Source organism: Myxococcales bacterium (assembly GCA_016716835.1).
GTDB lineage: Bacteria > Myxococcota_A > Polyangia > Haliangiales > Haliangiaceae > JADJUW01.
The window spans coordinates 1-25861 of the sequence record JADJUW010000003.1 but is presented as its reverse complement, the minus strand read 5'-3'; the positions used below and the strand labels follow the sequence as shown (position 1 = coordinate 25861).

General features: G+C 63.4%; 22 protein-coding genes and 1 pseudogene. 5 read left to right on the top strand and 18 right to left on the bottom strand.

Features of this window, described 5'->3' with window-relative positions:
• Positions 1–89: 89 nt before the first annotated feature.
• The 6 genes from IPL79_18840 to IPL79_18815 form a co-directional block, all read right to left on the bottom strand.
• Entirely contained in the window at positions 90–1472 is a 1383-nt protein-coding gene (locus IPL79_18840; GenBank protein ID MBK9073030.1) for an acetyl-CoA carboxylase biotin carboxylase subunit, read from the bottom strand.
• A gap of 8 nt (positions 1473–1480) precedes the next feature.
• Positions 1481–1951 carry an acetyl-CoA carboxylase biotin carboxyl carrier protein gene (gene accB / locus IPL79_18835; GenBank protein MBK9073029.1) on the bottom strand — a complete coding sequence of 157 codons (471 nt, stop codon included), beginning with the start codon at positions 1949–1951 and terminating at the stop codon, positions 1481–1483.
• A gap of 203 nt (positions 1952–2154) precedes the next feature.
• The gene (aroQ, locus tag IPL79_18830) at positions 2155–2640 is read right to left on the bottom strand and encodes a type II 3-dehydroquinate dehydratase (protein MBK9073028.1); all 486 of its coding nucleotides are present in this window, start codon (positions 2638–2640) and stop codon (positions 2155–2157) included.
• An 8-nt stretch (positions 2641–2648) separates the two neighbouring features.
• Complete coding sequence (locus IPL79_18825; protein MBK9073027.1) at positions 2649–3005, bottom strand: roadblock/LC7 domain-containing protein; 357 nt, start codon at positions 3003–3005, stop codon at positions 2649–2651.
• 37 nt (positions 3006–3042) lie between these two features.
• The gene (locus tag IPL79_18820; protein ID MBK9073026.1) at positions 3043–3765 is read right to left on the bottom strand and encodes a hypothetical protein; all 723 of its coding nucleotides are present in this window, start codon (positions 3763–3765) and stop codon (positions 3043–3045) included.
• A gap of 32 nt (positions 3766–3797) precedes the next feature.
• Positions 3798–5393, bottom strand: coding sequence for a bifunctional shikimate kinase/3-dehydroquinate synthase (locus IPL79_18815; protein ID MBK9073025.1), 1596 nt, complete (start codon positions 5391–5393; stop codon positions 3798–3800).
• On the opposite strand from IPL79_18815, the gene IPL79_18810 reads away from it, so the two are divergent.
• Positions 5392–5619, top strand: a complete 228-nt coding sequence (locus IPL79_18810) for a hypothetical protein (protein ID MBK9073024.1) — start codon at positions 5392–5394, stop codon at positions 5617–5619. The genes IPL79_18815 and IPL79_18810 overlap by 2 nt on opposite strands.
• A 181-nt stretch (positions 5620–5800) precedes the next feature.
• On the opposite strand, the gene IPL79_18805 is transcribed toward IPL79_18810, so the two are convergent.
• From IPL79_18805 to pilM, 5 genes are all read right to left on the bottom strand, one after another.
• Positions 5801–8002, bottom strand: coding sequence for an AMIN domain-containing protein (locus IPL79_18805; GenBank protein MBK9073023.1), 2202 nt, complete (start codon positions 8000–8002; stop codon positions 5801–5803).
• An 86-nt stretch (positions 8003–8088) separates the two neighbouring features.
• Positions 8089–8772, bottom strand: a complete 684-nt coding sequence (locus tag IPL79_18800) for a hypothetical protein (protein MBK9073022.1) — start codon at positions 8770–8772, stop codon at positions 8089–8091.
• Between the two features lie 2 nt (positions 8773–8774).
• Positions 8775–9584 (bottom strand): type 4a pilus biogenesis protein PilO, encoded by an 810-nt coding sequence (gene pilO / locus IPL79_18795; protein ID MBK9073021.1) that lies wholly within the window; start codon positions 9582–9584, stop codon positions 8775–8777.
• The gene (locus IPL79_18790; protein ID MBK9073020.1) at positions 9584–10225 is read right to left on the bottom strand and encodes a PilN domain-containing protein; all 642 of its coding nucleotides are present in this window, start codon (positions 10223–10225) and stop codon (positions 9584–9586) included. The genes pilO and IPL79_18790 overlap by 1 nt, the downstream gene beginning before the upstream one ends.
• A gap of 10 nt (positions 10226–10235) precedes the next feature.
• Entirely contained in the window at positions 10236–11282 is a 1047-nt protein-coding gene (gene pilM / locus IPL79_18785) for a type IV pilus assembly protein PilM (GenBank protein MBK9073019.1), read from the bottom strand.
• 443 nt (positions 11283–11725) lie between these two features.
• Between pilM and IPL79_18780 the strand changes: the two genes are divergently transcribed.
• From IPL79_18780 to IPL79_18765, 4 genes are all read left to right on the top strand, one after another.
• Positions 11726–12730: a hypothetical protein gene (locus IPL79_18780; GenBank protein MBK9073018.1), complete on the top strand. Its 1005-nt coding sequence runs from the start codon at positions 11726–11728 to the stop codon at positions 12728–12730.
• 36 nt (positions 12731–12766) lie between these two features.
• A complete protein-coding gene (locus IPL79_18775; protein MBK9073017.1) occupies positions 12767–13165 on the top strand; it encodes a hypothetical protein in 399 nt (132 codons plus the stop codon).
• A gap of 191 nt (positions 13166–13356) precedes the next feature.
• Positions 13357–14766 carry a hypothetical protein gene (locus IPL79_18770; protein ID MBK9073016.1) on the top strand — a complete coding sequence of 470 codons (1410 nt, stop codon included), beginning with the start codon at positions 13357–13359 and terminating at the stop codon, positions 14764–14766.
• A gap of 131 nt (positions 14767–14897) precedes the next feature.
• The gene (locus IPL79_18765; protein ID MBK9073015.1) at positions 14898–17648 is read left to right on the top strand and encodes a hypothetical protein; all 2751 of its coding nucleotides are present in this window, start codon (positions 14898–14900) and stop codon (positions 17646–17648) included.
• 81 nt (positions 17649–17729) lie between these two features.
• Here IPL79_18765 and IPL79_18760 read toward each other — a convergent pair whose 3' ends face one another.
• From IPL79_18760 to IPL79_18730, 7 genes and pseudogenes are all read right to left on the bottom strand, one after another.
• Positions 17730–18869: a phospho-N-acetylmuramoyl-pentapeptide-transferase gene (locus IPL79_18760; GenBank protein ID MBK9073014.1), complete on the bottom strand. Its 1140-nt coding sequence runs from the start codon at positions 18867–18869 to the stop codon at positions 17730–17732.
• 14 nt (positions 18870–18883) lie between these two features.
• Positions 18884–21964: a UDP-N-acetylmuramoyl-L-alanyl-D-glutamate--2,6-diaminopimelate ligase gene (locus IPL79_18755; protein ID MBK9073013.1), complete on the bottom strand. Its 3081-nt coding sequence runs from the start codon at positions 21962–21964 to the stop codon at positions 18884–18886.
• Positions 21882–23360: a hypothetical protein gene (locus tag IPL79_18750; GenBank protein ID MBK9073012.1), complete on the bottom strand. Its 1479-nt coding sequence runs from the start codon at positions 23358–23360 to the stop codon at positions 21882–21884. Before IPL79_18750 ends, IPL79_18755 begins: the two co-directional genes overlap by 83 nt.
• On the bottom strand, positions 23302–24030 hold the full coding sequence (locus IPL79_18745) for a hypothetical protein (protein MBK9073011.1): 729 nt from the start codon (positions 24028–24030) through the stop codon (positions 23302–23304). The genes IPL79_18750 and IPL79_18745 overlap by 59 nt, the downstream gene beginning before the upstream one ends.
• Positions 24027–24374 (bottom strand): cell division protein FtsL, encoded by a 348-nt coding sequence (gene ftsL / locus IPL79_18740; protein ID MBK9073010.1) that lies wholly within the window; start codon positions 24372–24374, stop codon positions 24027–24029. The genes IPL79_18745 and ftsL overlap by 4 nt, the downstream gene beginning before the upstream one ends.
• Positions 24371–25308 (bottom strand): annotated as a pseudogene (gene rsmH / locus IPL79_18735) (16S rRNA (cytosine(1402)-N(4))-methyltransferase RsmH). The gene ftsL and the pseudogene rsmH overlap by 4 nt, the downstream one beginning before the upstream one ends.
• Positions 25309–25456: 148 nt before the next feature.
• Positions 25457–25825 (bottom strand): XdhC family protein, encoded by a 369-nt coding sequence (locus IPL79_18730; protein MBK9073009.1) that lies wholly within the window; start codon positions 25823–25825, stop codon positions 25457–25459.
• Positions 25826–25861 lie beyond the last annotated feature (36 nt).

Here is a 25861-nt window from a genome sequence, read left to right as displayed (position 1 = left end):
GTTGCTAGCTAACAGTGAAATTTCTCCCATATATTAGGGTACGGTCCAGGCGCGAATGGGTCAAGCGGCACTCCGCTGGATTGTCGGAGTTACCGAAGCCCGCGCTTTTTGCGCGCCAGCACGCGGCCGACGAGGCCAGTGTCAAAACCGCCCGCGACAAACTCGGGACATTCGACCAGCTCGCGCAGAAATGGCACATTCGTGCGAATTCCTTCGATGACGACTTCGGCGAGCGCCCGCTTGGCGCGGGCCACCGCGGCGGCGCGTGTATGGTCATGAACGATAACCTTCGCTAGCAGGGAATCGTAATTGGGCGGCACCACGTAGCTCTGATAGACATGTGTGTCTATGCGTACACCCAGCCCACCTGGAAAATGCAGCCCCGTAATGCGTCCCGGCCATGGCGCAAAGGTCTCGGGATCCTCGGCGTTGATGCGAAATTCGATCGCATGACCGCGCGGGGTTAGGTGGTCTTCGGGGTCTTGTGACATGGCGGCTCGCTGCGGCAGCGTGAGGCGTTCCCCGCCCGCAACCGCCAGCTGCTCGCGGACGAGATCAATGCCAAACACCATCTCCGTCACCGGATGCTCGACCTGCAACCGGGTGTTCATCTCCATGAAATAAAAGCTGCCGTCGCCGTCGAGCAAAAACTCGAGCGTGCCTGCGTTGACGTAGCCAATGGCCTCCGCCGCGCGACGCGAGGCCGCAAACAGCGAGGCCTTGACCTGCGGCGCGATGTCGATGCCAGGGGCCTCTTCGATCACTTTCTGGTGGCGTCGTTGCGTCGAACAATCGCGATCGCCGAGCACCATGACCTGGCCGTGCGTATCGGCAATGATTTGAACCTCGATGTGCCGCGGCCGCTCAAGGTAGCGCTCGAGATACACGGAGCCGTCGCCAAATGCCGCCTGCGCCTCGGTGCGCGCGGTCTGCCACTGGCCCACCGCGGCCGCCCGTTCGCGCACAATCTTCATGCCGCGCCCGCCGCCGCCGGCCGCGGCCTTCATGATCACCGGCAGTCCGATCTCGTCGATCGCGGCGAGCACCTCGGCCTCGCTGCTAAGCACGTCGGTGCCCGGGAGCACTGGCACGCCCGCGGCGGCCATGGCCGCGCGCGCCGCCACCTTGTCACCCATCTGCGCGATCGCTTGCGAGGACGGCCCGATCCACGTCAGGCCGCAGCGCCCCGCGACATCGGCGAAATGTGGATCCTCGGACAAAAAGCCGTAGCCAGGATGAACCGCATCGGCGCCGGTAATCTCCGCGGCGCTGATGATCGCGGGAATGTTGAGATAGCTAGCCTTGGCGGGCGCGGGCCCAATGCACACCGCTTGGTCGGCAAACTTTACATGCAACGATTCCGCGTCCGCGGTCGAATAAACCGCAACGGATTGCAGGCCCATTTCGCGCGCGGCGCGGATCACGCGCAAGGCAATTTCGCCGCGGTTTGCGATGAGCACTTTGCGAAACATGCGCGTCCCTAACTCGCCGGAGCCAGACGAAATAGGGGTTGACCGTACTCGACCGCCGCGCCGTCATCGACGAGCACGGCCTCGACGGTGCCCGCGATATCGGCCTCGATCTCGTTCATGAGCTTCATCGCCTCAATGATGCAGAGCGCACGGCCCGCCTCGACGCGCGTGCCAACCTCGACATAGTTGGCGGCATCTGGGTTGGGGCGGCGGTAGAAGGTGCCGACAAACGGTGACGTCACGACGTGACCGCTTGGTGACTCGGCCACCACGGGTGCCGTCGGCGCGCTGGCTTGCGGACGTAACTCACTGCCGCGATCCGGCGGCCGCGCGACAATCTGAACTTGCTCGCCCGCGCCACGTCGCAACGAGACCTTGCCAAAGGGCGCGTCGACGCTGGCTTCGCTGAGGCCTTGGCGCTCGGCCAAGACCGCGAGGCGTTCGGCAAACGCCAAGAGCGCATCAGCACCGGGTGGCATGGCCACCGTGCGCGCCGATGGTGGCTGGCTGGCGACCGTAGAACTTTGACGTCGGGAACGCGTCGAGCGACGGGCACCGGGAGGTCGCGCCCGACGCGGGCTTGACGCGATTCGCTTAGGCTTTGCCATAGAACAGTTGGTAGTATACGACGCGCGCGGCGCCGCGCATCGCCTCACGCGCACTTTGCGTGGCGCGTAATATTCTACGCACCTTTGGCAGTGCGCGGCGGCGTCGTGGGCTGCGATACGATTTCGTAAAGCGCCTGCAAGCCAAGCGTGTAGCTCCGCGCGCCAAATCCGCCAATCACGCCCGCGCAGACCGCGCCGGTGACGGAGGCGTGGCGGAACGACTCGCGCGCGTGGAGGTTTGACAAATGCACCTCGACCGTAGGCAACGCCGCGGCGACGATGGCGTCGCGCAAGGCGATTGAGGTGTGACTCAGCGCCCCTAGGTTAATGAGCAAGCCGCTCGCGCCGCTGCGCCGCGCCGCGTGGATGCGATCGATGAGCACGCCTTCGTGGTTGCTCTGCGCGCACGCGACGGCCACGCCCAGCGCCTTGGCGCGCGTGGCCAGGGCGGCATTGATCTGGGCGAGCGTCGTCGTGCCGTAAATCGCCGGCTCGCGGGTGCCGAGCGTCGCCAAATTGGGGCCGTGCAGCACTACGAATCGCGTGCGGGCCTTGGCCATAGCTTGCCTCAGAGTTGCGCGACGACGTCAGCCGCGGCCATGCGCATGAGAAAGCGCGCCTTGCCAAAGTTGCCGTCCGCCGCGAGCGCGGTCGCCAGGTAGTATTGATCGTTGATCAAGCGAATCACCAAGATCAGGTTTTCCGCCTTGACCGAGATGTCTTGGCATTCGCCGACGTCGAGCGCCTCGGCGGCCTTGCGCACCTGCGAGACGATGAAAGAAAACTCGGTGCCGATGGTCGACACATCACCCTTGGTTGGCTGACGCGTATAGGACTCGACGGCAATGCCATCAACCCCCATCACAACCGCGCCGATGCCGCCTTCGACGTTGTCGACGATATGTTTTAGTGTTTTGCCGAACATGGGGTTCCTTTACGAGCGCCCATCATCCTAGCACGCACTAGCGGGCCGTCGGCAGCTCTGGCGGAACTTCCGTGATCGCCGGACACCGTTGGGTGTTGTCTGACCACTGGCAGCACTCGACCTGGTGGTTTTGCCAAAGGTCACACTGCGGTTCGCCTTCCTCGTAATCAAGGCACATGCCGGTATTTACCGTCAAGCAGCCGTTGCAGACGTCGACGTAAAATTCAATGTAGGGCGAGACGATGTCGTCGCCATCTTCTTTGCCAAAAGCCTGAAGCTCGACCTTAAGGGTCGCGAGCTCACCCACGTCAATCTGTTCGCTCAGGGCCGCCCCGACGGAGGACGGAATCATGGTCGGCGAGACAAAGAAGGTGTCGCCTTCGTAGTACGCGCGAAATTGCGATGAAAACTCCGCCTCATCGGCGCCGATCGAAACGCCATCGGTAAGCGAGGTGAGACGCACGTTTACGCCGTTAAGGTAGACATCTGGCGAGTCGTTCCCGGTGCCGGTGGCGACGGGCTCGTAGAACACGCTAATTGGTGGCGCATACCTAAATTGCGAATTCTCACCGAAATACTGATAGCCGTAGACATCAAACGTTCCCTTGCCCCAGACGACATCATCTGAGAAATCGGTGCACGCGTCGCCGCTGCGCGACACCACGTTGCCAATGCGCAGGTTGGGCGTGCCATCGCCACACGCCGTGATGATCGCGCTCATCGCGCCTAGAAAACACGCCGCTGAAAGCTTTTGGTTCATAATGTCCTCGCGATAACGAAATAATTCTAACACTAGTTGGTGAGCCCGCGCAAAATCCGGTCAAAGTCGCTGATCGTCAGGTTGACCGCCGTACAGTCGCCCACATCGCGCATCGCGACAAATTCAAGCGTCGCGCCGCGCCGCTTTTTGTCGCTACTTATATACCCGAGCACCTGGGACGTAAGGTGTGGCGTGAGTTCGTGTGACAGCCCGCACGCCGCGAGCAAACCCTTGATCCGGGGCGCCAGTTCGGCAGGTGCCAACCCGAGCGCCTCAGACACGCGCGCCGCGGCGAGCAGGCCGAGCCCCACCGCCTCGCCATGCGGCATGGCAGGGGTGGCGTGCTCAATGGCATGGCCAAGGGGGTGTCCAAGGTTGAGCAGCACGCGGGTTTGCTTCGTCTCGCGTTCATCGACGCTTACGATATGGCACTTGAACCGCGCCGCGCGGTAGATGACCTCGGCCAACGTTGTCGGCACGGGGCCGCCCACCTTGGCCCACGCCGCGTGCGCGTCCACGAGCTGCCACATTGACTCGCCGTCGAGCAGCGCGTATTTGATCAGCTCGCCAAATGCGCTGCGTCGCTCCCGCGCCGGCAGCGTGCCGAGCACGTCAAGACCAGCCCACACGCCGCGAGGTTGCCAAAAGGCGCCGAGCGTATTCTTGCCGCGCGCGGTATCAAGCGCCGTCTTGCCGCCAATCGCGGCATCAACCATCGCCAGCAACGTCGTCGGCACGACCGACCACGCGACGCCACGCATGATCGTTGCCGCCGCAAAACCCAGGGCATCGCTTGCCGCGCCGCCACCTACCGCGATGAGATGCGCGTGACGATCGACGCCACCCTGCAAAAAGGCAGCGGTGACTTGCTCATAGGCGGCCAGCGATTTGCTCGCCTCGCCGGCTAGCATTTCGTGCATTCTGGCCGCGCCGCCGTCCTGGCGCCGCAGGTGCGACTCAATGGCGACGCGATGAAGCATGGCGACATTGGCGTCGATGCCGACATAAACCCCGCTGGCGCCGGCGGCTTGCCGCACCGCCTCCGCGAGCAGCGGCCACGCCTGCGACCCCACGACGACGGGATACGTCGTTGCGGTAGCAACGAACGCCGTGGTTGCCAGGTCGCCAAGCGCCTCGGCTTGCTGAGCGATTTCGACCAACCGGCGAGCCACCTCTGTGGGCGCAAGCTCGTCGGTCGCTATGCTGGCATGAGCCTCGCGATAATGATGATCGCGCGCGCGGTGCAACGCGCTTGCGTGGGCGTGATCGCCAAGCATCGGCCTCGCCTGGCCCGAGCCCGCGGCGCGCGTCGCGGCGGTGGCGACGTCGACGGCAAGATTGACGACGAGCCCCGCCGCGCGCATCACGGCCATGTTGTCGGCAAAACACGCAGCGCCGCCCCCGGTGGCAATGACGGCACCCGGCGCGCTGGCGGCTGCCGAGGCGGCCTCCGCGATCAACGCGCGCAGGGTGGCGGCCTCAAGGTGGCGAAAGGCAGCCTCGTCCTTGCCTACCAGCTCGGCTACAACGACGCCGTGCCGTGCGGCGATTTCGTCGTCGAGATCGAGAAAACGACGCCCCAACGCGGCCGCGGCAAGCGGCCCAACGGTGGACTTACCCGCCGCCATGAAACCGATGATGAAAATCGGGCGCCTCATCACGCCACGCGCCGCTTATTCCCGCGGCGCCGCTTCGCAGTTTAGCGCGGCGCGGTTGGTGATCTTCGGCGTGATAAAGATGAGCAATTCAGAACGGCTGTCGGTGGTTCGGCGACTCTTAAACAGCCAGCCAATGATTGGAATATTCGAGAAGAACGGCACCTTTTTCCAGCTCGTGCCGGTGTTGCGCGTGTAGATGCCACCGATTACCGACGTCTCGCCGTCGGCGACGAGCACCTTGGTCTTGACTTCTTTGCTGCGGATAGTCGGGTCACCGCGGGCGCCGGTTTGCGAGAAGTCGGGCTCGTTCTTGGTGACGCTGACGTCGAGCGCGACCGCGCAATCTTGCTGCGAGACATAAGGCGTGACGGAGAGATTTAGCTCGGCCGGGACGAATTGCGTCTGGTGCCGCTGGCAGAGACGACCTGCACCGGAATCTGCACGCCTTCGGCGATGGAGGCGGCCGAGTTGTTTATCGTCGTTACCTTCGGCGCTGAAATCACGCGCGCGATACCGTTTTCTTCTGCCGCCGAGAGGCGCAGCGAGAGATCGATGCCAAACACCTTCGGCAGCGTGAAGCCAATGCCGGCGTTGCTCGCGGCGGGAAGATTGACCGCGTAGTTGGGATCGGCGACGTCGGTGTTTAGACCAAGCGTCGGCGCGTCGTCGGCGGCGCCGCCGAGGACCGAGAGGCCTTGGTTGACGGCGCGCCCGCCACCCCACTGAATGCCGAATTCTCGTGAAAAGCTGGAGCGGGCTTCGACGATTCGCGCCTCAATTGAGATCTGAGGCGTTTGCGTGTCGAGCCGTCGCGCCAGCGATTCGATGCGGCGGCGATGCGCCCTGATATCGGTCACCACCAGCGAGTTGGTGCGATCATCGATCTCGATGCGGCCCTTAGGTGACAGCAATGATTCAAGCCGCGTCTTTGTTCCTGAGGCATCCGCGTAGTTGAGGATGAGAATTTGTGGCTCGGGGGCTTCCTGCGCCACCGCCGCGGCGATGCGCTCGGCCTCCTGGCGATCTTCATCGTCGAGCTTCTTGCGCTCATCAATGCGCATCAGGTTGCCCTCACGGCGATACCAAAGGCCCTTAGATGACAAGATTACCTCCAGCGCCTGGTCCCACGGCACCTTGTTCATCTTGACGGTGATCTTGTAGCTGATGTCGTCTGGCACCACCATGTTGACGCGGCCGACGTCGGCCAAGAGCCGCAGCAAGTCATGGATCGGCGCTTCCTTAACGTTAAGGTTAACCGTTTGGCCGCGATACACGCGTCGCTTGCTCGCGGTTTGTGACACTGACGTTTGCGTGATCGGCGCGGCCGTCGCGCCGAAGCTAGATACCAATGGGCGAGGCACGCTCGCCATGCGCGGCGCGGCGGCGGCACCGCTCGCTGGCGCAGAGGCCAACGTGAGCACGCCCTGTTCATAGCTCTTCGTGATGGCCGCGGCCTTGGCGATCTTCGCCTCTTCCGTCGCTTTGACGGCGGCCAATTTTGCCGCCTCGGCTTCGCGCTTGGCTTGCGCGGCGGCCGACGTGGCGGCCTCGGCTTGGCGCTTAGAATGCTCGGCCTCTCCCTTGGCGGACTTGGCCTGCGTCGAAGCAAGCTGGGCGTCGGAGCGTGCCTTGGCGGCTTGTTCTTTGGCCTTCGTCGCCTCGGCGCGTGCAACCTCGGCGTCGCGCTTGGCCTGCTCGACCTCGCCGCGCAGCGCAGATGCCTCGAGCGATTGCTTTTCCGCCCGGGCATAGGCCAGGGCGGCGTCGCGACGGTACTTGGTGGCTTCATCGGTCTTGGCCTGGGCCTGCGCCATCGCCGCCTTTGATTCGGCGAGCGCGGCGTCGGCTCGATCTTTTTGGGCTTTGGCTTCGGCGACGGCGACGGCGGCGTCATCGCGCTGCAGCTTGGACGCGCCCGTCGTCTTGCTAGCCTTCAGGGCTTTTTCGGCGCGCGCGAGCTCGGCCTTGGATTGTTTCACGGCGGCCTCAGCGGCAGCCTTCGCCGCCTGGGCCTCGCCCCGCGCCGTCTCGGCTTCTTGCTTGGCGACGGCCGTATCGGCCTGGGCCTGCGCGACCGCAGCCTTGGCCTTGACGACTTCCGCGCCATCGCTCGTGCCTTTTGGAGGCGCGTCGCGCGAGGTCACGGTGACGTGGATATCATTGCCGACCGCCTTCACATCGTAGGTGCCTGGTCGCGCCATGGTCACAACGACGCGGACCAGCGAGCCATTGTCGGCAAGTTGTTGTGCGCTAACCTGGCTCACCGCCCACGTTGAAGACGTCAGGGTCGTGGCCTGTTCTTGGCCCCCCACGGACGCCGCCAAGGTTGCGCCCGAGACGTCGATGACGACGCGATTGGGCCGTTCGAGGCGATACACATTAAAGGTGGCGCTGCGCGAGCCGCCGATGGTGACCTTCGTCGCCGCCGGGGTATCGCCCGCCTGCACCGCGAGCGCGCCGACTGTGTTGCGCACGTCGGCCACAGCCGACGCCAGCGGCAACATCAAGCCCCATGCCAGCGCCAGGATTTGCCAGGCGATTCGCCGTGTTGCGGTGCTTCGCGAATTTAATGTGCGCATACCAACTCCTGTTATCTCTGCGGCCTGCATCGTGTTGTTTGAAAATATTGTCGCGTGACCACGCGAAGCGGACAAACTTTTTGCCGTCATAGGCCACCGCCTTCGGTGACATTGGTCTGGACCTCGTCCGGAAAGAGCTGGACGTCAAAGGTTTCCGACGCGCGCGGAGGCTGACCGGGCGCCACCTCGGGAAGAAACTCAAAGCGGACAAAGCCGGCGCCTACCTCGACGACGCGCGCCTTTTCCTTGCCGACGCAGTCGCCGCGCATAACGAAGTGGCCGTAGTCGGTAGAATCTTGAAACATCGCATGGCGCTGCGTGCCCGCTGCCAAGATTGCCGACAAGCGCAGATCGCGCACGCCAAAATTCGTCGCGATTTGGCGGTCCTTGCGGCACTGCTCGGTGTCGCGCAGCTGGGCTTGGCTGCCGGCGCCTTCGCCGATGCCACCACCCACGAACGAGCGGTACGGATCGCGGTTTTCCAGGTTTGGATCGCTGCTGAAATCGCGCTCCTTGAATTGATGGCGAATCGTTTTTGCCTCGTCGCCATCGACCAGCATCTCGATTTTTCGGTACGTATCGAGCGATTCGCCACTCTTGGTAGCAGCGGCCGCAGGCTTGGCGGCGGTCCCGCCGCGTCCCACGGCTGCCGGTGGTGGTGGCGCCGAGCCGCCCTCATCATCGCCACAGGCGCTGAGCGAAAAGGCGCAAAGCAGCGCCAATGGCCCGCTCCGCCGCCCATTTCGCAAGGTGTTGTCGTTAGGTTTCACGGCTAGTTACCTGCCTTTCCCGAGCCACCTGCGGCGGGTGTCCCCGCGGCGCGCGTCTCAGATTTGCCCATGGCCTTGGTCGTATCCGCCTTGGCCTTGCTCACCGGGTTAGTGGCCGGCGTCGGCGAGGGCTTGGCACCACCGGCTGCCGCTGGCGCGGCGGTGGCCGGCGCAATGCGACCCTCCTGCCGAAACGTCGCCGCCGTAAACTTAGCCACCAAGAGCTCCGCACCATCGGCGCGCTTGTCACTGGTCGCCCGCCTGAGCGAGAAGTCCTCTACCGTAATTATGCGATCTTGTTCGAGCGCAGCCTCGGTGGCGTCGGCCCCCTCGTCGCCAACCGGCTTGCCCGCGACCAGCGACGCAAAGAAGCGCTTGATTTGCAGGTACGTACCCGTGATTTCGATTTCCACCGGCACCTTGATAAAGCTGTCGACGGCCACCTCGGGCTTGCGGGTCACCTTGCGTGCCTCGACGCCGGCCTCGCTAAAGCGGCGGTCGAGCATCTCAAAAAACGCCGGCAATTCGGCGTCGGTCGGCAGCACGCGCTCGATGGTTTTGGTGACGCGCTCAAGCCGTTCGCGCTTGTCGAGCAGCTCGCGATATTCTTTTTCCTGCGCGGTCAGCTTGTCGCGCTCGCCTTCCAGCGATGAGATGGCGCTGCGCGTTTCGTCGCGCTTGACGTTGATCGGTGACAGCAAGAATTGCCAGTACAGCAGCCCGAGCACCACCGCGAGGCCGCCGAAAACGGCCACCTTGAATTGCGGCGGGCGGCGGGCAAACTCATTGATGGCGGCATTTAACGAGGCCATTAGTACACCACCTTTCCGATCAGCGAGAACTTGTAATACGAGATGCCCGTGGCGCCAGCGGAGACGCGCTCGTCATTCTCGCGCTCGACGTCATAGAAGTAGAGCGACGCCTGCAGGCGCTTCTCGAACTGCGTTACGTCAGGCTTGGATTGCGCAAAGCCATTGAGCTTGAACTTGCCCTTGGTCTCTTCAAACGATTCGATCCACACGTGCTTGGGATCCCAGTCCAGCGAAAATGAGCGATTCGGATCGCCCTCTGACACCAGCTTCGCCGTGCGCTTGTCCATGGTCGGCTGGCGGCCCGGCGTGAGAATCTCGCTTAGTTCGTGCATAAAGTTTGCCGGCGCTGAGCGCGCATTCGCGAGCAGCTCGATCGAAGCGGCGCGCTTTTCGATCTCAGCGACGGCGTCTTTTTCTTGCTGAAAATTGGCCAGCCGGCCGCGCTTCTGGCCGTTGTCGGCCTCGAGCTTGCCCTTGTTTTCTTCAAGCGTCGCAAGGTCGCTCTGCGCCGGGCGGTACGAAATCGCGTACGCGACAACGAGGACGCCAACCAGCGCGGCAAAGCCGATGACGATCTGCTTCTGCCCGCCGCTGGCGGGCTTGCGAACGCGTTTTTGTGAGAGGAGGTTAATGCGAATCATGGTGGTCCTCCTAGTACTTATCGTTGGGCGCACGCATCGCGAGGCCAAGGCCAATCAAGGCCTCGGGGCCGTGAGCCTGCAGGTAGTTGCGGTCAAGCGATGAATCGATTTCGACGCGTTTCCACGGGTCGATGAGCTCGACGGTGAGCCGCGAACGCTTCTCGATGGCGCGCATCAATGATGCGACCTTGACCGAGCCGCCGCCCAGGCAGATGCGGGTTACGTTGGCGTCAGAAGCCGTCGCCAAGAAAAAATCGAGCGAGCGCTGAAACTCACCCGCCATGACTTCGGCGACGCTCTCGAGCACGCGCTCGATGTCGCCAGGCGAGGCGCTGCCCTCGGCATAGGCGCCCACCTTATAGGCCTCAGCTTCGTCGACGCTGACGCCGAGTTGCTTCTGGATTTCTTCGGTAAAGGCATTGCCGCCAATGGTCACGTCGCGCGTAAACAAGCTGGTGCCAGCGCGGACGATGTTGATGTTCGAGATCGAGGCGCCGACATTGATGAGCACGATGGTCTCGCGCGGATCGAGCTGGTAGTTAGCCTCAAAGGCGTTCTGGCTGGCGAAGGCCGCGACGTCAACGACGAGCGGAATCAGCCCGGCGTCGCGCACCACCTGCGCATAGTCGGCCACGACTTCTTTTTTGGCAGCCACGAGCAGCAGCTCGGTCTGGCCGCTGGAATTGAGTGGATTGATGAGATGGTAGTCAATCTCGACGTCGTCCTTGGAGAATGGGATATGGTGCTCGGCCTCGAACTTGATTTGCTCGTCGATGTCGTCGACGCGCATCGCGGGCACCGCGATCTTCTTGATGATGACCGAGTGGCCGGCGATGGCGATGGCGACCTCTTTTTGCCGCAGCTTGAGCCGATCCCACAGCGCGCGGATGGCGTCGATAACAGCGCCTTGATCCATGATCGTGCCGTCGACGATGGTCTGCGGCAGCAGCGGTTGCATGCCAAATGCCTGCAGCGCATACCCGCTGCGAGTCTTCTTGACTTGCACCGCTTTAACGCTGTTTGAGCCTATGTCGAGTCCGATACAGTTCTTGGCCATGATTCCCCCGTTGACCTACTCTTGGTTACCTTTGCCTACATGGTAGGGTCGGCGTTGCAGTAGGCGCAACTTCTTGGCAAAACTCAATCTTAGCCGGCGCACGCCATTTCGCCCGCAACGGCCAAATTCTCCAGAGAATCGGCGATTGCGATGAAAATACATCTGCGACTCGGCGCAGCTGTAGACGTCCCAGTTTGTCCACCAAAAAATGGTAACACGCCCATTTGCAATGCACGAATTACCCACTACTTTCTTTGTTTTTACGGGCACTTACATAAGTATTGCGATATTTTAATTCGACCTTAAAGCTCTACGAAATGCGTGCGATTTTGGCACGAAGCCCCCTCGCCTGATCGTTCTATGCGATTCCGCACGCCCCGCGTCACAGGAGTTGCTGTAGAGTATCGTTTCGTCGCATAGTGCTCGCCCCAAGGAGATTGGTCATGAAGTCACGCCCCTGCCGCACAAATCGTCCCGCGCTTACGCTTGGCGCCGGCCTCGCCGTTACGCTGACCGGCGCCCTTATGGGCTGCCCCAATCGCGACATCGCCGAGGTCCCACCGGTCCAAGATAAGGTCGAAGTCAAGCGCATTCCGGTCGAGCTCAATCGCAACATCGACATCTTGTGGGTCGTCGACAACTCCAAATCGATGGATGGCGAGCAAGCCGCGCTGATCGCCAATTTTCCTGCCTTCATTTCGGTCCTCGAATCGATCGAAGGCGGCCTGCCCAATGTTCATATGGGCGTCGTTTCGACCAATGGTCGCAACATCGGCCTTAGCGGTTGCGGCGGCGGCGGCGGCACGCTCATCGCGCCCGCGGGCAAGTCATCGTACATCTCCGACATCTTGCCTGAGAATTCGCAGACCCGTACCAACAGCTGGTCGGGCGAAGGCTACGGCAGCCTAGCCGAGGCGTTTTCAGATTATGCCGCCATCGGCACCACCGGTTGCGGTTTCGAGCAGCATTTTCAGTCTGTCATCGATGCCATCGGGCCAAATTCCAACCCAGGCTTTATTCGCGACGATGCCTTCTTGGCCGTGATTTTCCTAACCGACGAAGACGACTGCTCGGGCGAAATTGGCAACAACGGCCTGTATGTCAACTACGGCAACTCCACCGGCGAACTCGGGCAGCTGTCCTCATTTCGCTGCTGGGAATACGGCGTGCAATGCGATGGCGACGCGCCAAGCAATGAACGCCTCGCGGGCGTTCGTCGCGACTGCCAAATCGACAACGACAGCCCGTACACGATGAAGCTCGGCACCATCGTCGACGCCCTCGAGACGGTGAAGCGCAAGAGCCAGCTCATCGTCGCGTCGATTCAAGGCGATACCGACGTCGACAACGTCAGCGTCATCCAAAAACCTACGGCGTGGACCGCGGAAAAGTCCCCTGTCACGTTGGCGCCGTCTTGCGTCCAGCCAGGCGCGCCGGATCCACTCTGAACCCCCGAAGGCGAAAGCACGATTGCGCGCCCCGCGGTGCGCCTCAAGGCCTTGCTCGACAACTATCCAAACCGCAGCTCGTCGCAAAGCATTTGCGCGGGTGACTTAACCCCGGCGCTAACGCAAATCGCCAACTTGCTCAAAGAGGTGGTCGGGAATCCCTGCATCCAAGGAAATCTCAAGGACGCCGACGTCAACACCGCTGGCCTGCAGCCAGACTGCCAAGTCTCGGTGGTCACCAACTACGGCGAGGCGGATCAATCGGAAGAAATTCTCCCGCAATGCTCGGCGAGCGTTACCAACAACTGTTGGAAGCTTGAGGCCGACCCCGCAAAATGCAGCGACACCGACCACAACCTGATCTTGATCATCGAGCGCGACGAAACCGCAACCGACAATACCAAGACGTTTGTTGCCGGCTGCGCGCTGCAATAGCCACGCAAGTCAATGTGGGCGCTAGTCCGCGCCCTGGTCTTCGCGGAAATTTTTGGCTGTTAGCCGCTGTCAGGGCGTGACAGTGACTGTTAGCACGTTCCTTCGCGAACTCGCTTTGCCTCGGGGCATTGTCCCGCGGCCAAGGAGGCAAGCGAATGCAACAGAACATAAGGGCGAGGGAAGATTATGATTTGCGAACCACGAGTGCCGTAGCCATCGCGGCGGGGGCGCTCGCCGCGATGGTTGCGTGCCAGGAGCGCCACGTGGCCGATGCGCCCATCGCGGGGGCCAAGGTGGCGGTCAAGCGGTGGCCGGTCGATCCCAACAACGAGCTCGACCTTCTATGGGTGATCGACAACTCAAATTCGATGGCTGGCGAACAGGCCAACCTGATCGCGAACTTTCCAGCGTTCATCGACGTGTTGAGCCACATCGGCCGGGGGATGCCCAATCTGCATATGGGCGTCGTCTCGACCGATGGCCGCCAGCTAGGACTTGCGGGCTGCGGTGGTGGCGGCGGCACGCTGCGCGCGCCGGCCGGCAAGTCGCCCTTTATCAGCGATGTCTTGCCCGACGGCTCGGATACGCGCGTAACGAGCTGGGCCAGCGAAGGGTACGCCAGCCTGGCGGACGCATTTTCGGCGTACGCCAACCTCGGCACTGGCGGCTGCGGCTTTGAGCAACCGTTTCAATCGGTGATCGACGCCGTCAATCCCGCGACCAACCCAGGGTTTATCCGGCCTAACGCGTATCTCGCGATCATCTTTCTCACCGACGAGGACGACTGCTCGGGCGCGGTCGGCAGCAACGCCTTGTTTGAAAACACCACGAGCGCCGCGGGCACGCTTGGGCCCCTGGCGTCGTTTCGCTGCTGGGAATATGGCGTGACCTGCGACGGCGACGCGCCAAGCAACGAACGCACCGCGGGGGTGCGGCATGGTTGCGAGATCGCCGCGGCCAATCCCTACGCCATGGAGCTTAGCGACGTCACCAGCGCGCTCGCGGCGATCAAACCTAAACGCAATACGATCATCGCGACGATCGCCGGCGACACCGACCCGTCGCAGGTGCGCGTCATTAATACGCCCAGCGCGTGGGCGGCGGAGTTAACCGCGGTGACGTTGGCGCCGTCGTGCGTGCAGCAAGGTGCGGGCGATGTCTACGCCAGCGCGGAGGGCGAACAATACATCGCCAGGCCGGCGGTAAGGCTGCAGGCGCTGGTGAATCATTATCGGGGTTTTGGCACCACCGAGCAGAGCATTTGCGCCAGCGATCTCACGCCCGCCCTGATGCAGATCGCCGGGATTATTATCGACTACATAGGTAATCCTTGCATTGACGGCGAGCTTGCAGACCAAGATGCCACGGCGCCGGGACTGCAACCTAATTGTCAGGTATCGGTGGTGACCGACTACGGCGAGGCAAATCAAACCGAAGTCATGCTAGCGCCGTGCGGCGAGGCCGCGACAACGGAATGTTGGCAGCTCGCCTCGGATCCCTACCGATGCCCCGAGGCGGACCACTTGTTCCTAGAGACCAAGCTGACGCCGACCTTGCAGGACCATCGCAAGACAATTCTCGCAAATTGCGCGCTTTTGTAAGTCGCTGTTTTTCCTTCGGTTGAACACGCTTCGCGCGCTGCGATCTCGGTCTAGGCTGCCGTCAGCCGTTGTCACGGCCCCGCGACAAATTTATGGCTGACAAGTCAGTCGTTCGCCATTACATTGCCCGCGTGAAAGCAATAAGCACCCTGTTTGTGTCCGGCCTCTTGGCCGCTAGTATTGTCACCGTGGCCATCGCGGCCCCTCACGACGCCTCGCGCGAGTATGGCCTCCATCTCGCCGAGGGCGGCGTTGCCGGTGGCCCTCGCATGGTACGGCCTGAGCCTCGCGACAAGCGAGCGTTCACCGCGCTGCTGGCGACGGACGCGAATTGGCGCGGCATTTTTGATGCGGCGACCGACGTCCCATCACGCCTGTGGGGTGGCTCGATGTATGTCAGCGGGGCCAACGCCTCGGCGGCGACGGCCGAGTCCGCCGCGCGCAGCTTTATTGCCACGCACCTCGATTTGTTGGCACCAGGCACGGCCATGAGCGATTTGCAGCTCGTTGCCAATGTTGAGCAGCAAGGCATTCGCACCGTCGCCTTCGTGCAATCGGCGGCGGGCTTGCGCGTGCTCGGCGGCCAGCTCAGCGTATCGTTTAAAAACGACCGCCTATTTTTGTTGCGCTCGCAGGCCTTGCCTAATGTCGGCGCATTTGGCGTACGCGCGCCCCTGCGCACGGTCGACGACGCGACAGCGACGTCCTTGGCAAGCCTGTGGATCGAGCAGGTCTATGGCAGCACCGTCGCCAGCGCCGTGCGCGGCCAAACGGCTATCTTACCAATCGTCCGCGCCGGGCACCCGGTGACCTACCAAGTGGTTGCGACGGTCACGGTCGACGCGCACGCGCCGCGCGGCCGTTGGGACGTCTATGTCGATGCGGCAAGTGGCAAGCCGGTGGCGCGTCGCCAACTGCTGCGTTTTGGCACCGGCACGGTTCGCTACAACGCGCCTGAGCGTTATCCGGGCAGCGACCGCGCCACCTATGCGGTGCCGTTTGCGGACTACACGGTCAATGGCAACGACGTGCAAGCCGATGCCAATGGCGTGGTGTCATGGAGCGGGAGCTCGGCCGCCACGGTTTCCCCGAGCCTAACCAGCCGCTACGCGTATATTGACAACGCCGTGGGATCGCTGGCCTCGTTTAGCCAGGCGCTGGCGTCGGGCGGCATTTTTGAATGGGCCTCCATAGCGAGTGAGTATGTTGACGCCCAGATCTCGGCGTTTGTGCACGTGAACATCGCCAAGCGCTATGCCTTGGCGCTCGACCCGAATCTAAATTGGACCAAGCAACAAATCCCGGTCGTCGTAAACGAGGACGGATCCTGCAACGCTTACTCAACGGGCGACGACATTCACTTCTTACAAAAAGATGACGATTGCGAGAACACGGGGCGGCTCGCCGACGTCGTGTATCACGAGTTTGGCCACTCCTTTCACGGCCAGCAGCAGATCCCAGGACTTGAATGGGACGGCGCGCTTGGTGAAGGTGTGGCCGACTATTATGCGGCGACGATTACCGGCGACGCTGGCATGGGGCGTGGGTTTTTCAGCAGCAGCCCAGCGGCGGCGCTACGTCACGTGGACCCACCAGGCACCGAACGCTCGTGGCCCGAGGACCTCGAAGAAGGCAATATTCACGACAATGGCCTGATCATCGCGGGTGCGTTGTGGGACTTGCGCAAGGCGGCGATCGCCGACATGGGCGAGAGCGCGGGCATCCGCTATACCGACGAGGTATTTCTCGCGATCATCCGGCACGCGTCGGATATGCCGTCGACGTTTGCCGAGGCGCTCGCCTACGACGACAATGACGGCAACATTGGCAATGGCACGCCAAACTACTGCATGCTCCTCAGCGCCTTTGGTTCGCACGGCCTGGCAGCGGCTAGCTCGCTGCTGGACATCGGCGTGCCGCAATTCGACGGCACCACGGTTACCGTCCAGGCGACGCCAGCCGAAATTGAAGACTGCCCCGCGCCAACCGTAACGAAAGCCACGCTTGAGTGGAAGCTGCGCGAAGGCGCCGGCGGCGCGACGCTCGACATGACGGCAAGTGGCAACGACTACTCGGCACAAATTCCGGCGCAAAACCCTGGCAGCGTGGTTCGCTATCAGGTCAGCATGACGCTGAGCAACGGCAACACCGTTCGCCTGCCGCGCAACCAAGTCGACCCTTACTATGAGTATTACGTCGGCGCCGTCGAAGAAGTCTATTGCACCGATTTCGAGGTCGATCCAGGCTGGACAACCTCCGCCTCCGGCGCGAACAACTCGTGGAGCGTCGGGACCCCGTCGGCGGGTGCCTCCAATGGTGAGCCGACCTCGGCCGTCTCGGGTAGCAAAATCTTCACGCTGGGCCTGGGCATGCCGTATCAGCCAAGCGCGACGTACACCGCCTTGGCACCGACCATTCCGATGGACATCACCCGCTATGCCAAAATCCGCATTCAATATCAGCGCTGGCTCGGCGTCGAAGACAGCACGTTTGACAGCGCCAATGTCTTGGTCGGCAATACCCCGGTGTGGACCAACAAGCAGGGCGTGGGCTCGAGCAACCACAGCGATAACGAATGGCGCTTTCACGATATCGACATCACGGCCAACGTGGCCGCCGCCGCGTTTGGCAGCGAGACGAATTTTGCGCTGCAGGTCGGCGTAAATCTCAAATCGGACGAGGGCCTCGAACTCGCCGGATGGGCGCTCGACGACTTCTGCGTCGTGGGCGTTTTAGCGGGTGACATCTGCACCGGCGACGACTGCATTGAGCCAACCGGGAGCGAAAACGGCTGCTGCTCCGCCAACCAAGGCTTCGCGTCACCGCTGCTGCTCGCGCTCGCCGCCCTCGGCCTCATGTTCTTCCGCCGCCGCCGCGCCTAACTAGACGCGCCGAGCAGAAACGTAAGGCGCACGGCGCGCCACATTTTCGTGATCGCGCCGCGGGTGTCGCGTTCGCACGCCCTAGTGCAGCTTAAGCGTGCCGATGGCGAGCAGGGAGAGCAGCAGGCTGATCATCCAAAAGCGCACAATGATTTTTGGCTCGGGCCAGCCCTTGAGCTCGAAGTGGTGGTGAATCGGCGCCATCTTGAAGACGCGCTTGCCGCGCAGCTTGAATGAGCCGACCTGGATGATGACGCTAAGGGCCTCCATCACGAAGACGCCGCCGACCAAGAGCAAGACCATTTCGTTCTTGGTGAGCACCGCCAGCATGCCGATGGCACCGCCGAGCGATAGCGCGCCAACGTCGCCCATGAAGACCGAGGCGGGATAGGAGTTGTACCAAAGAAACCCTACGCCGGCGCCAAACAGCGCGGCGCAGAAAATGGCGAGGTCGTCGGCGCCCCGAATGTGCGCAACATGCAGATACTGCGCAATGGTTTGCTCCTGGCCGCCCGCGACGATCGTGGTGGTAGCGCCCGCGATGTAGGCGAGAATCAGAAACGTGCCGGCGTTCATGATGGCGGGCCCGATGGCTAAGCCATCGAGGCCATCGGTGAGATTGACCGCATTGGCGGTGCCGACGATGACGATCGAGCCGAAGCCGATATAGGCCCAAGCCGGCAAGAAGTAGCCGGTATCGGCATAGAAATTCGTAAACGGCAACTGCAGCTTAAGCCGGATCGCCTCGGGCAGCATGTCGCTGTAGCAGAGATACGACATCGCGGCGGCGGCGATGGCGAACTCGAGCAAAAGGCGAACCTTGCCGGAGACGCCCTTGGTGTTCTTCTTGCTAACCTTGGCGTAGTCATCGGCAAACCCAATCGCGCCGAACGCGACGGTGACCGAGAGCGCCAGCCACACAAACGGCGAGGCCAAATCACACCAAAGCAACGTCGAAGCGACCAAGCACATTAGGATCAGCGAGCCGCCCATGGTCGGCGTGCCCGCCTTCTTGAGATGCGATTGTGGGCCGTCGTCGCGGATTTGCTGGCCAATTTGGCGCGACTTTAGTTTTTCAATAAACCACGGGCCGACCACGAAGGAGATGATGAGCGCCGTAATCGCGGCGGCGATGATGCGCATCGACGTGTAGCGAAAGACGCGCATCCACGACAGCGCGTCGTACTTGGCCAGGATGTCGTAGAAGAGATAGAACAGCATGTTGCTCCTGACGCTTAGGTGGTAGCTGGAGGCGAAGTTGACGATGAAGGAGAAGCGGCGGTCGCGGGCAAAGCCGCCATCGCTTCGACCACGCGTTCGAGCCGCATGCCGCGCGAGGCCTTGACTAAGATCCATTGGCCGGTCGCTGACAGGGCAACGGCGCGGGCGGCCGCCGTGGCGGGGGTGTCGGCGCGTTCGGCGCGTTCGGCGCGTTCGGCGCGTTCGGCGCGTTCGGCGCGTTCGGCGCGTTCGGCGCGTTCGGCGCGTTCGGCGCGTTCGGCGCGTTCGGCGGTCGCTGCTGTGGTCCCTGGCGCCGCTTGCCAGCCCGCAAGCATGTCGGGCGCATGATCGCCGATGGCTACGAGCGTAACGCCGAGCGCGCGGGCAAGCGCGCCCACCTCGCGATGAGCCTCAGCCGCCAAGTCGCCTAGCTCGCGCATGTCGCCAAGCACTGCGACACAAGGGCTACCCGCCGCAAGCTCGGCCAGGGTATGCAACGCCGCGGCCATGGCGGCAGGATTGGCGTTGTAGCAATCGATGAGCACGTTGCGGCCATGCAGCAACGCTAACTCGCCGCGCATATGTGGCGCGCGCGCATGGGCAAGGCCACTGGCGGCGACCTGATCGGCGACGCCCGCGGCGAGCGCGGCGGCCAGCGCGGCACAGGCGTTGATCGCGTTGTGCTTGCCGACCAGGCGCAGCATGACGCGCTGGACATTGCCCTGCGCAGAAATCTCGAGCTCGTTGCCCGCCGCACCGCGCGAAGTCACCGCTAGCAAGCGCACATCGGCGTGCGGGGCCTCGCCAAAGGTAAGGTGCCGCGCTTTGGGCGCGATCTGACGAACCACGGATGCAAAGCGGGCGTCGTCGGCGGGATAGACAGCAACACCGCCCGGCGCCAGGCCGCCAAATATCTCGCACTTCGCGCGCAGGATGGCCTCGGTCGAACCGAGTAATTCCATGTGCGCCGTCCCCGCGTTGACGACGACGGCAACGTCGGGGCGGGCAAGCTGAGCTAGGTAATCGATCTGACCCGCGCCGCGCATGCCCATCTCGAGCACGGCGAATTGATGAAACGCGCGTAGCCCGAGCATGGTGAGGGGGACACCGGTTTCGTTGTTGAGCGAGCCGGCAGCCGCATGGGTTGGTCCCGCCGCAGCGAACGCCGCGGCAAGCAAGTCCTTGGTGGTCGTCTTGCCCGCTGACCCTGTGACGGCGACGATGCGCCGGATGCTAGCGGCCCCACCCTCACCGCGCCACGCCGCCGCATGTGCCGCCGCCATCTTACCCAGCGCAAGCCGCGTGTCGTCGGCGACCATGACGACGGGCGCGATTGGGTTACGCCCAGCGGCGGCTTCGGCGTCAGCCCACGCGCGCGCTACGAGCACCCCCGTGGCACCACCGGCGACGGCCTGGGCGCAAAATGCATGCCCATCGTGTTGCTCACCGACGATAGCGACGTAGAGATCACCTGGCGCGGCGGTTCGTCCATCGATGTGGACGCGTGAAAATGTGTCGCCTCCCCTGGTCGCTGAGGCGCTGCCCGCACTCACCGCCAACGTAGCGCCCGCCGCCGCCGCGAGCTGCGCCGCCGCAAAGGCCGGGCGCTGCGCCGCGGCCGCGGCCGCGTGTTCGCGATCGTCGAAGTGAATTTTTTCGTGGCCGATGATCTGGTAGTCCTCGTGGCCCTTGCCGGCGATGAGAACGATGTCCCCAGGCACGGCTTCGGCCACCGCGGCGGCAATCGCGGCGGCGCGATCCGCGATCACACGGTGTGGCGACGGGATGCCGGCAAGCACCATGTCGAGGATCGCCCACGCGTCTTCGGTGCGAGGATTGTCAGAGGTGACAAAGGCGAGGTCGGCAAGCCGCGCAACCACCGCGCCCATCTTGGGTCGCTTGGTAGGATCCCGATCGCCACCGCAGCCAAACACGCATAGCAGGCGACGCTTGGTCAGCGGCCGCAGCGTGCTCAGCACGTTTTCGAGCGCGTCCGGCGTGTGCGCATAGTCGACCAAGATATCGAGGCCCGCCGTGTTGGCGACGCGCTCCACCCGCCCCGGCACGCCGGGGAGCTCAGCGATGCCGCGGGCGATGGCCTCAAGCGGCAAGCCAAGCGCCTCGCCAATGCCAAGCGCGAGCGCGATATTGGCGACGTTGTATTGGCCCAGCAGCGGTCGCGAGCGTATTTGCAAAACGCCGCGCGGCGTTCGAAGCTGCGCCGTAATGCCGGTAATCGTCGATTCAAAGCGCTCGACCGCGATCTCTGCCGGATGTGCGCCACACGATACACGGAGCACCTTGGCACCGGCGCTCGTCGCCGCGGCGACCATCGCCGCCCCATACGCGTCATCGACATTAATGACGGCGATGCCGCCGGGCGCGAGATGGTTGGCAAAGAGCAAGGCCTTGGCGTCGCGATACGCCTCCATGCTGCCATGCACGTCGAGGTGATCTTGTGTGAGATTGGCAAATGCGCCGACCGAAAACTGCACGCCGGCTAGTCGATCCATCGTCAGCGCCGCCGACGACACTTCCATCACGACGTGCGAGCAGGCGGCCGCGCGCATCGCCGCCAGGGTGCCGTGGAGGACATCGGGTGTCGGCGTGGTGTAGGGCGCATCGTGGCTGGCGCCGCCAAAGCGATAGCTAACCGTGCCGATCACGCCTGGCTTGTGCACCGCCGCGCTCAAGATGGCTTCGACAAGATAGCTCGTGGTCGTCTTGCCATTGGTGCCGGTAATGCCGACCAAGGCAAGGGCCCGCGCGGGCTCGCCATGCATGAGCCCGACCAACACCCCGAGGGCGCGGCGGGTGCTGGTCACGATGAGCTGAGGCACGTCGACGTCTAGGCGCCGCTCACAGACCGCGGCAATTGCGCCAGCGTCGTGCGCCTGCGGCACCAACGCATGGCCGTCCTGCCGGCTGCCTGCGATCGCGACAAACACGGCGCCAGGGGCGAGCTGACGCGAGTCTTCGGTGACGAGTTGGGCGATGCGCGACTTGTCCGATTCACGGACATCGTGCTCGAGCAGCAGCCCCGCGGCCGCCAAGGCGTCGCAGAGCAGGCCCAACGTCGCGGCTTGTTGTTTCATGGCGTACGAATTCCCGGCCGTCGGCAAAATGAACATGTACCACCAACCTGCCGTCCTGCCACTGCGCTTGCTGGCCGACCACGATGCCGCTACCCGTAACCGCGAGCTCGAGGCCGCGTTCGGCGGCTAACTCAAGTGCCGCAGGCATGCTGAGGCCGATCAAGCTCGGCACCTGCTGCAGGTCGTCGCGATAGAGCTCCGCGCCATCGAGCGCGAGGCCAAGGTCGGCGGGAAGGCCAAGCAGGCCGTCCACGTCGGCCCCTTCCTCGTTAGCATCGATCGCAGGACTCACGGTCACAACCGCGGCGGCGCCCTCGCTGCTACCTGGTGCCGAGGGCGCGGGGGTTGGCGTACCAGCGACGCCTAGGTACGTAAGGGCCTCGCTGGCGACGCGTGCGAATACCGGCGCCGCGACGCTGCCGCCATAAATATTCTTGCCGGTGGGTTCATCGATGAGCACGACAATGGCGAGCGTCGGCGACTCAATCGGCGCCAAGCCGGCAAACGACGCGTAATACTTCTTCACACCGTACCCCTTGGTCTTAACGTCGAGCTTGCGCGCCGTCCCGGTCTTGCCGCCACAGACAAAGCCCGGTACTGGCGCCTTGGCCGCCGTGCCCGGCAGCTCGCCACCCTCATAGACGCTGCGCATCATCTCGCGCACCGCCGTCGCGGTTTCGGCTTTCATGACGCGACGAGGTTGCGCATCCGGCGTGTAGATTGAACGCCCGAAGGCGTCGGCCACGTCGGCGACGATGCGCGGCGCTTGATACACGCCATCATTGCCAATCGCGGCGACGGCGGCCGCGAGCTGCAGCGGCGTGACTTGCAGCCCATAGCCAAATGACATGGTCGCCAGCTCGATGTCGCGCCACGTCTTGCCGTGGCGCAGCGTGCCGGCGCGCTCCCCGGGCAACTCGATGCCCGTAGGCGTGCCAAAGCCGTAGCGCGCGAGCGCGTCAAACAGGCCAAGCGCACCCAAGCGGAGCGCGATCTGAATGGTGCCGACGTTCGACGACCGCTTGATGATTTCAGACGTCGTCAAAATGCCATCTTCGTGGGTGTCCCTGAAATGCTTGCTGCCGACCTTCCAGCCGTTTTTTACGAAGTAGCGCTCGTGCGGCGTGGTGATGCCGCTATCGAGCGCGGCCGCGATCGTGAACAGCTTCATCACCGAGCCAATTTCAAAGGCGTCCGTGACCGCGCGATTGCGCGCCTGGGTTTGTTCGGCATCGCCGGGCTTGTTAGAGTCGTAGTTTGGGGCCGTTGCGATCGCAAGCACCCGCCCCGTTTTCACATCGAGCACGACCACCGTGCCCGCGACCGCGACATTGGTTTCAATCGACTCGCGCAACGCGGCGTCGGCGATGTCTTGGATCGTGCGATCGATCGACAAGTCGCACGGTGCTGCCTGCCATCGCCGCCGTGGTGCCATTGGCCAACATCGTCTTGCCGCGCGCGTCGCGCAGGGCCTCGATGCTAGCGTCCTGCCCGCGCAGATAATCGTTGAGGCTCAGCTCGAGACCGTCGATGCCGTCGCCGTCGATGCCGGCAAAGCCGATCAAGGTACCGATCGAACCGCTGGCGGGATACCACCGCCGCGGCTCGCGTTTCACCGCGACGCCGGGCAACTTCGCGGCGTTGATGGCGTCGATCTGCGCACCCTCGGCAAACCGCGCCAGCCAGACAAATTGCTTTGGCGACGACAACAGATCTTCGAGCTCGCGCACATCGCGCTGCAAGATCGCGCCAAGCCGTTCGGCGGTCGCGGTAACATCAACCACCTTGCGTGGATCGGCGAAAATGGACTCGCCATCGGCGGTGATGGCTAACGGCTTGCCATCGGCATCCAAGATCGCGCCGCGCGTCGCCGCCTGCCGCACCACGCTCTCGTGTTGCCGCGCCGCCTTATCGCGAAATTGCGCGCCGTGCACGACCTGTAGCTGCCACGAACGCCACCCCAAGCCGGCAAAGCCCAAGACCAGCGTCAAGGCGACTAGCATGCCTCGCTTCATCGCGGCCGAACCAATTGGCGGCGCTTCTTTGCGTAGTAACCCGCTGCTCATGGCGCCTCCGTGGCCGGCGCCACATAGGGCACCGAGGTGACATCGGTCGCCTGCGGTGGCTGCATGCCAAGCTCGAGCGCCAGCCGGCGTACGCGATCTGGCGCCGCCAACACCGCGCGTTCAACCTGCAGGCCGCGCACGTCCTCTGCGAGCGTCTCGCGCTCCTTGACCAATTGCGACAATTCATAGCCCAGGTGCACGATGCGTTGGCGTCGATGCACGATCGCCATCGCCATCATGGCCACGAGGGCAGCCAAGCCCACCATCAGCGCCAACCGCTTGGGTTGACTTAGCCGGGCGGCAAGCGGGCGGGTCAGCCGATAGAATCGCTGCGGATAGTTCATTTTGGTTGCTTCACTTTCTCAATATACGGCGCGTCGGTGCGCTCACACGCGCGCAGCCGTGCCGAGCGCGCGCGCGGATTGTGCGCCAGCTCGGCCTCCTCGGCGAAAATTGCCTTGGGCGTCACGAGCGTGCACACCGGGGCGGCACGCTCGCCTGCCTCGGCCGCGTATTTTGCGGCAACGATGACGCCCACGCTAGGTCGCGAAAGGCGTGCTTTACCAGCCGATCCTCTAGTGAGTGAAAGCTGATGATTGCGCAACGACCGCGCGGCGCAAGCAAGCGCGGAAATGCCTCGAGAAAGCGCTCTAGCTGTTCCAATTCGCGATTTACCGCGATCCGCAGCCCTTGAAAGGTGCGCGTCGCCGCGTGGATATGTGACTTGGCCTGGTCCTTCTTGGGAATCGCCTCGACGCAAATCTTTGCTACGTCGAGCGTGGTGTGAAGCGCGTCCGCGGCGGCGGCAGCTTGCAGCATCTGCGCGATGCGGCGCGCATAGCGCTCTTCGCCATAGTCGCGCAAGATGTTGGAGAGCTCATGTTCGCTGCTGGTCTTGATGAGGTCGAGCGCGGTTGGGCCGCTGCTTGGATCCATGCGCATATCGATCGGCCCGGCGTGCATGAACGAAAAGCCGCGCTCGGCGTGATCGAGCTGCGGCGACGACACGCCGACGTCGAGCAAAAAGCCGTCGACGCGCGCGATGCCGGCGGCCGCGAGCAGCGTCTCGACGTCGCCAAAGGTGCCGTGCAGCAAGGTCACGTTGCATGGTGCGGCGGCGAGCACCTCGCGTGCGGCGCGATGCGCCACCAAATCGCGATCGATGCCGATAAGGTGGCCACTGGGTCCCAGTGCCTGCGCGATGAGAAGCGCGTGGCCGGCGCCGCCCAGTGTGCCGTCGCAATAGGTGCCGCCCTGGCGTGGCGCGAGGGCATGCATCACCTCGTCTGCCAACACCGACGTATGTGCGAACCCGTGCCCTGTCACTGCCTAGTAATTTCAGTCAGTTCGGGTGAGGTGGCAACTTATCGAACTTGACGGGGCGCGGCGCGCCGCTAGGCGTGGCCAAAGCTGAGCAAATGCACAGTCATGGCGCGCTGGCGGCAGCGTCGGCCCCCGGCTGGGAGGTCCCGCTATCCCGCACTTGCAGCAGCTGCGCAACGACACTAATCGCAATCTCGGCTGGCACATTGCCGCCAACCGGCAGGCCAATGGGGCAGTAAAAGTTAGCCAAGGCTGCGACGGAAACGTCAGCAAGGGCGAGCTCGCGGCGCAGGCGCGCGGCTTTCACCGCGCTGCCCATACACCCGACGTAGCGCGGCGCGGGATGAAGACGGTAGAGCTCGGTAAGAATGGGCAGATCGGATGCGTGCCCGCGCGTCATGACGACGAAGAAGTCGCTCGCTTGGCAGCGCGCCACCGCCCCCGGCAAATCATCGCTCACGACGGCGGTCACCGCATCATGCGTAGGCAGCCGAGCCAACCATTCAGG

What these genes read in the sequence shown, in the direction of transcription:
- IPL79_18840 (MBK9073030.1), bottom strand. Translation starts at nt 1,472, where the DNA reads ATGTTTCGCAAAGTGCTCATCGCAAACCGCGGCGAAATTGCCTTGCGC.
- accB (MBK9073029.1), bottom strand. Translation starts at nt 1,951, where the DNA reads ATGCCACCCGGTGCTGATGCGCTCTTGGCGTTTGCCGAACGCCTCGCG.
- aroQ (MBK9073028.1), bottom strand. Translation starts at nt 2,640, where the DNA reads ATGGCCAAGGCCCGCACGCGATTCGTAGTGCTGCACGGCCCCAATTTG.
- IPL79_18825 (MBK9073027.1), bottom strand. Translation starts at nt 3,005, where the DNA reads ATGTTCGGCAAAACACTAAAACATATCGTCGACAACGTCGAAGGCGGC.
- IPL79_18820 (MBK9073026.1), bottom strand. Translation starts at nt 3,765, where the DNA reads ATGAACCAAAAGCTTTCAGCGGCGTGTTTTCTAGGCGCGATGAGCGCG.
- IPL79_18810 (MBK9073024.1), top strand. Translation starts at nt 5,392, where the DNA reads ATGAAACCGATGATGAAAATCGGGCGCCTCATCACGCCACGCGCCGCT.
- IPL79_18815 (MBK9073025.1), bottom strand. Translation starts at nt 5,393, where the DNA reads ATGGCGGCGGGTAAGTCCACCGTTGGGCCGCTTGCCGCGGCCGCGTTG.
- IPL79_18805 (MBK9073023.1), bottom strand. Translation starts at nt 8,002, where the DNA reads ATGCGCACATTAAATTCGCGAAGCACCGCAACACGGCGAATCGCCTGG.
- pilO (MBK9073021.1), bottom strand. Translation starts at nt 9,584, where the DNA reads ATGGCCTCGTTAAATGCCGCCATCAATGAGTTTGCCCGCCGCCCGCCG.
- IPL79_18790 (MBK9073020.1), bottom strand. Translation starts at nt 10,225, where the DNA reads ATGATTCGCATTAACCTCCTCTCACAAAAACGCGTTCGCAAGCCCGCC.
- pilM (MBK9073019.1), bottom strand. Translation starts at nt 11,282, where the DNA reads ATGGCCAAGAACTGTATCGGACTCGACATAGGCTCAAACAGCGTTAAA.
- IPL79_18780 (MBK9073018.1), top strand. Translation starts at nt 11,726, where the DNA reads ATGAAGTCACGCCCCTGCCGCACAAATCGTCCCGCGCTTACGCTTGGC.
- IPL79_18760 (MBK9073014.1), bottom strand. Translation starts at nt 18,869, where the DNA reads ATGCTGTTCTATCTCTTCTACGACATCCTGGCCAAGTACGACGCGCTG.
- IPL79_18755 (MBK9073013.1), bottom strand. Translation starts at nt 21,964, where the DNA reads ATGAAACAACAAGCCGCGACGTTGGGCCTGCTCTGCGACGCCTTGGCG.
- IPL79_18745 (MBK9073011.1), bottom strand. Translation starts at nt 24,030, where the DNA reads ATGAGCAGCGGGTTACTACGCAAAGAAGCGCCGCCAATTGGTTCGGCC.
- ftsL (MBK9073010.1), bottom strand. Translation starts at nt 24,374, where the DNA reads ATGAACTATCCGCAGCGATTCTATCGGCTGACCCGCCCGCTTGCCGCC.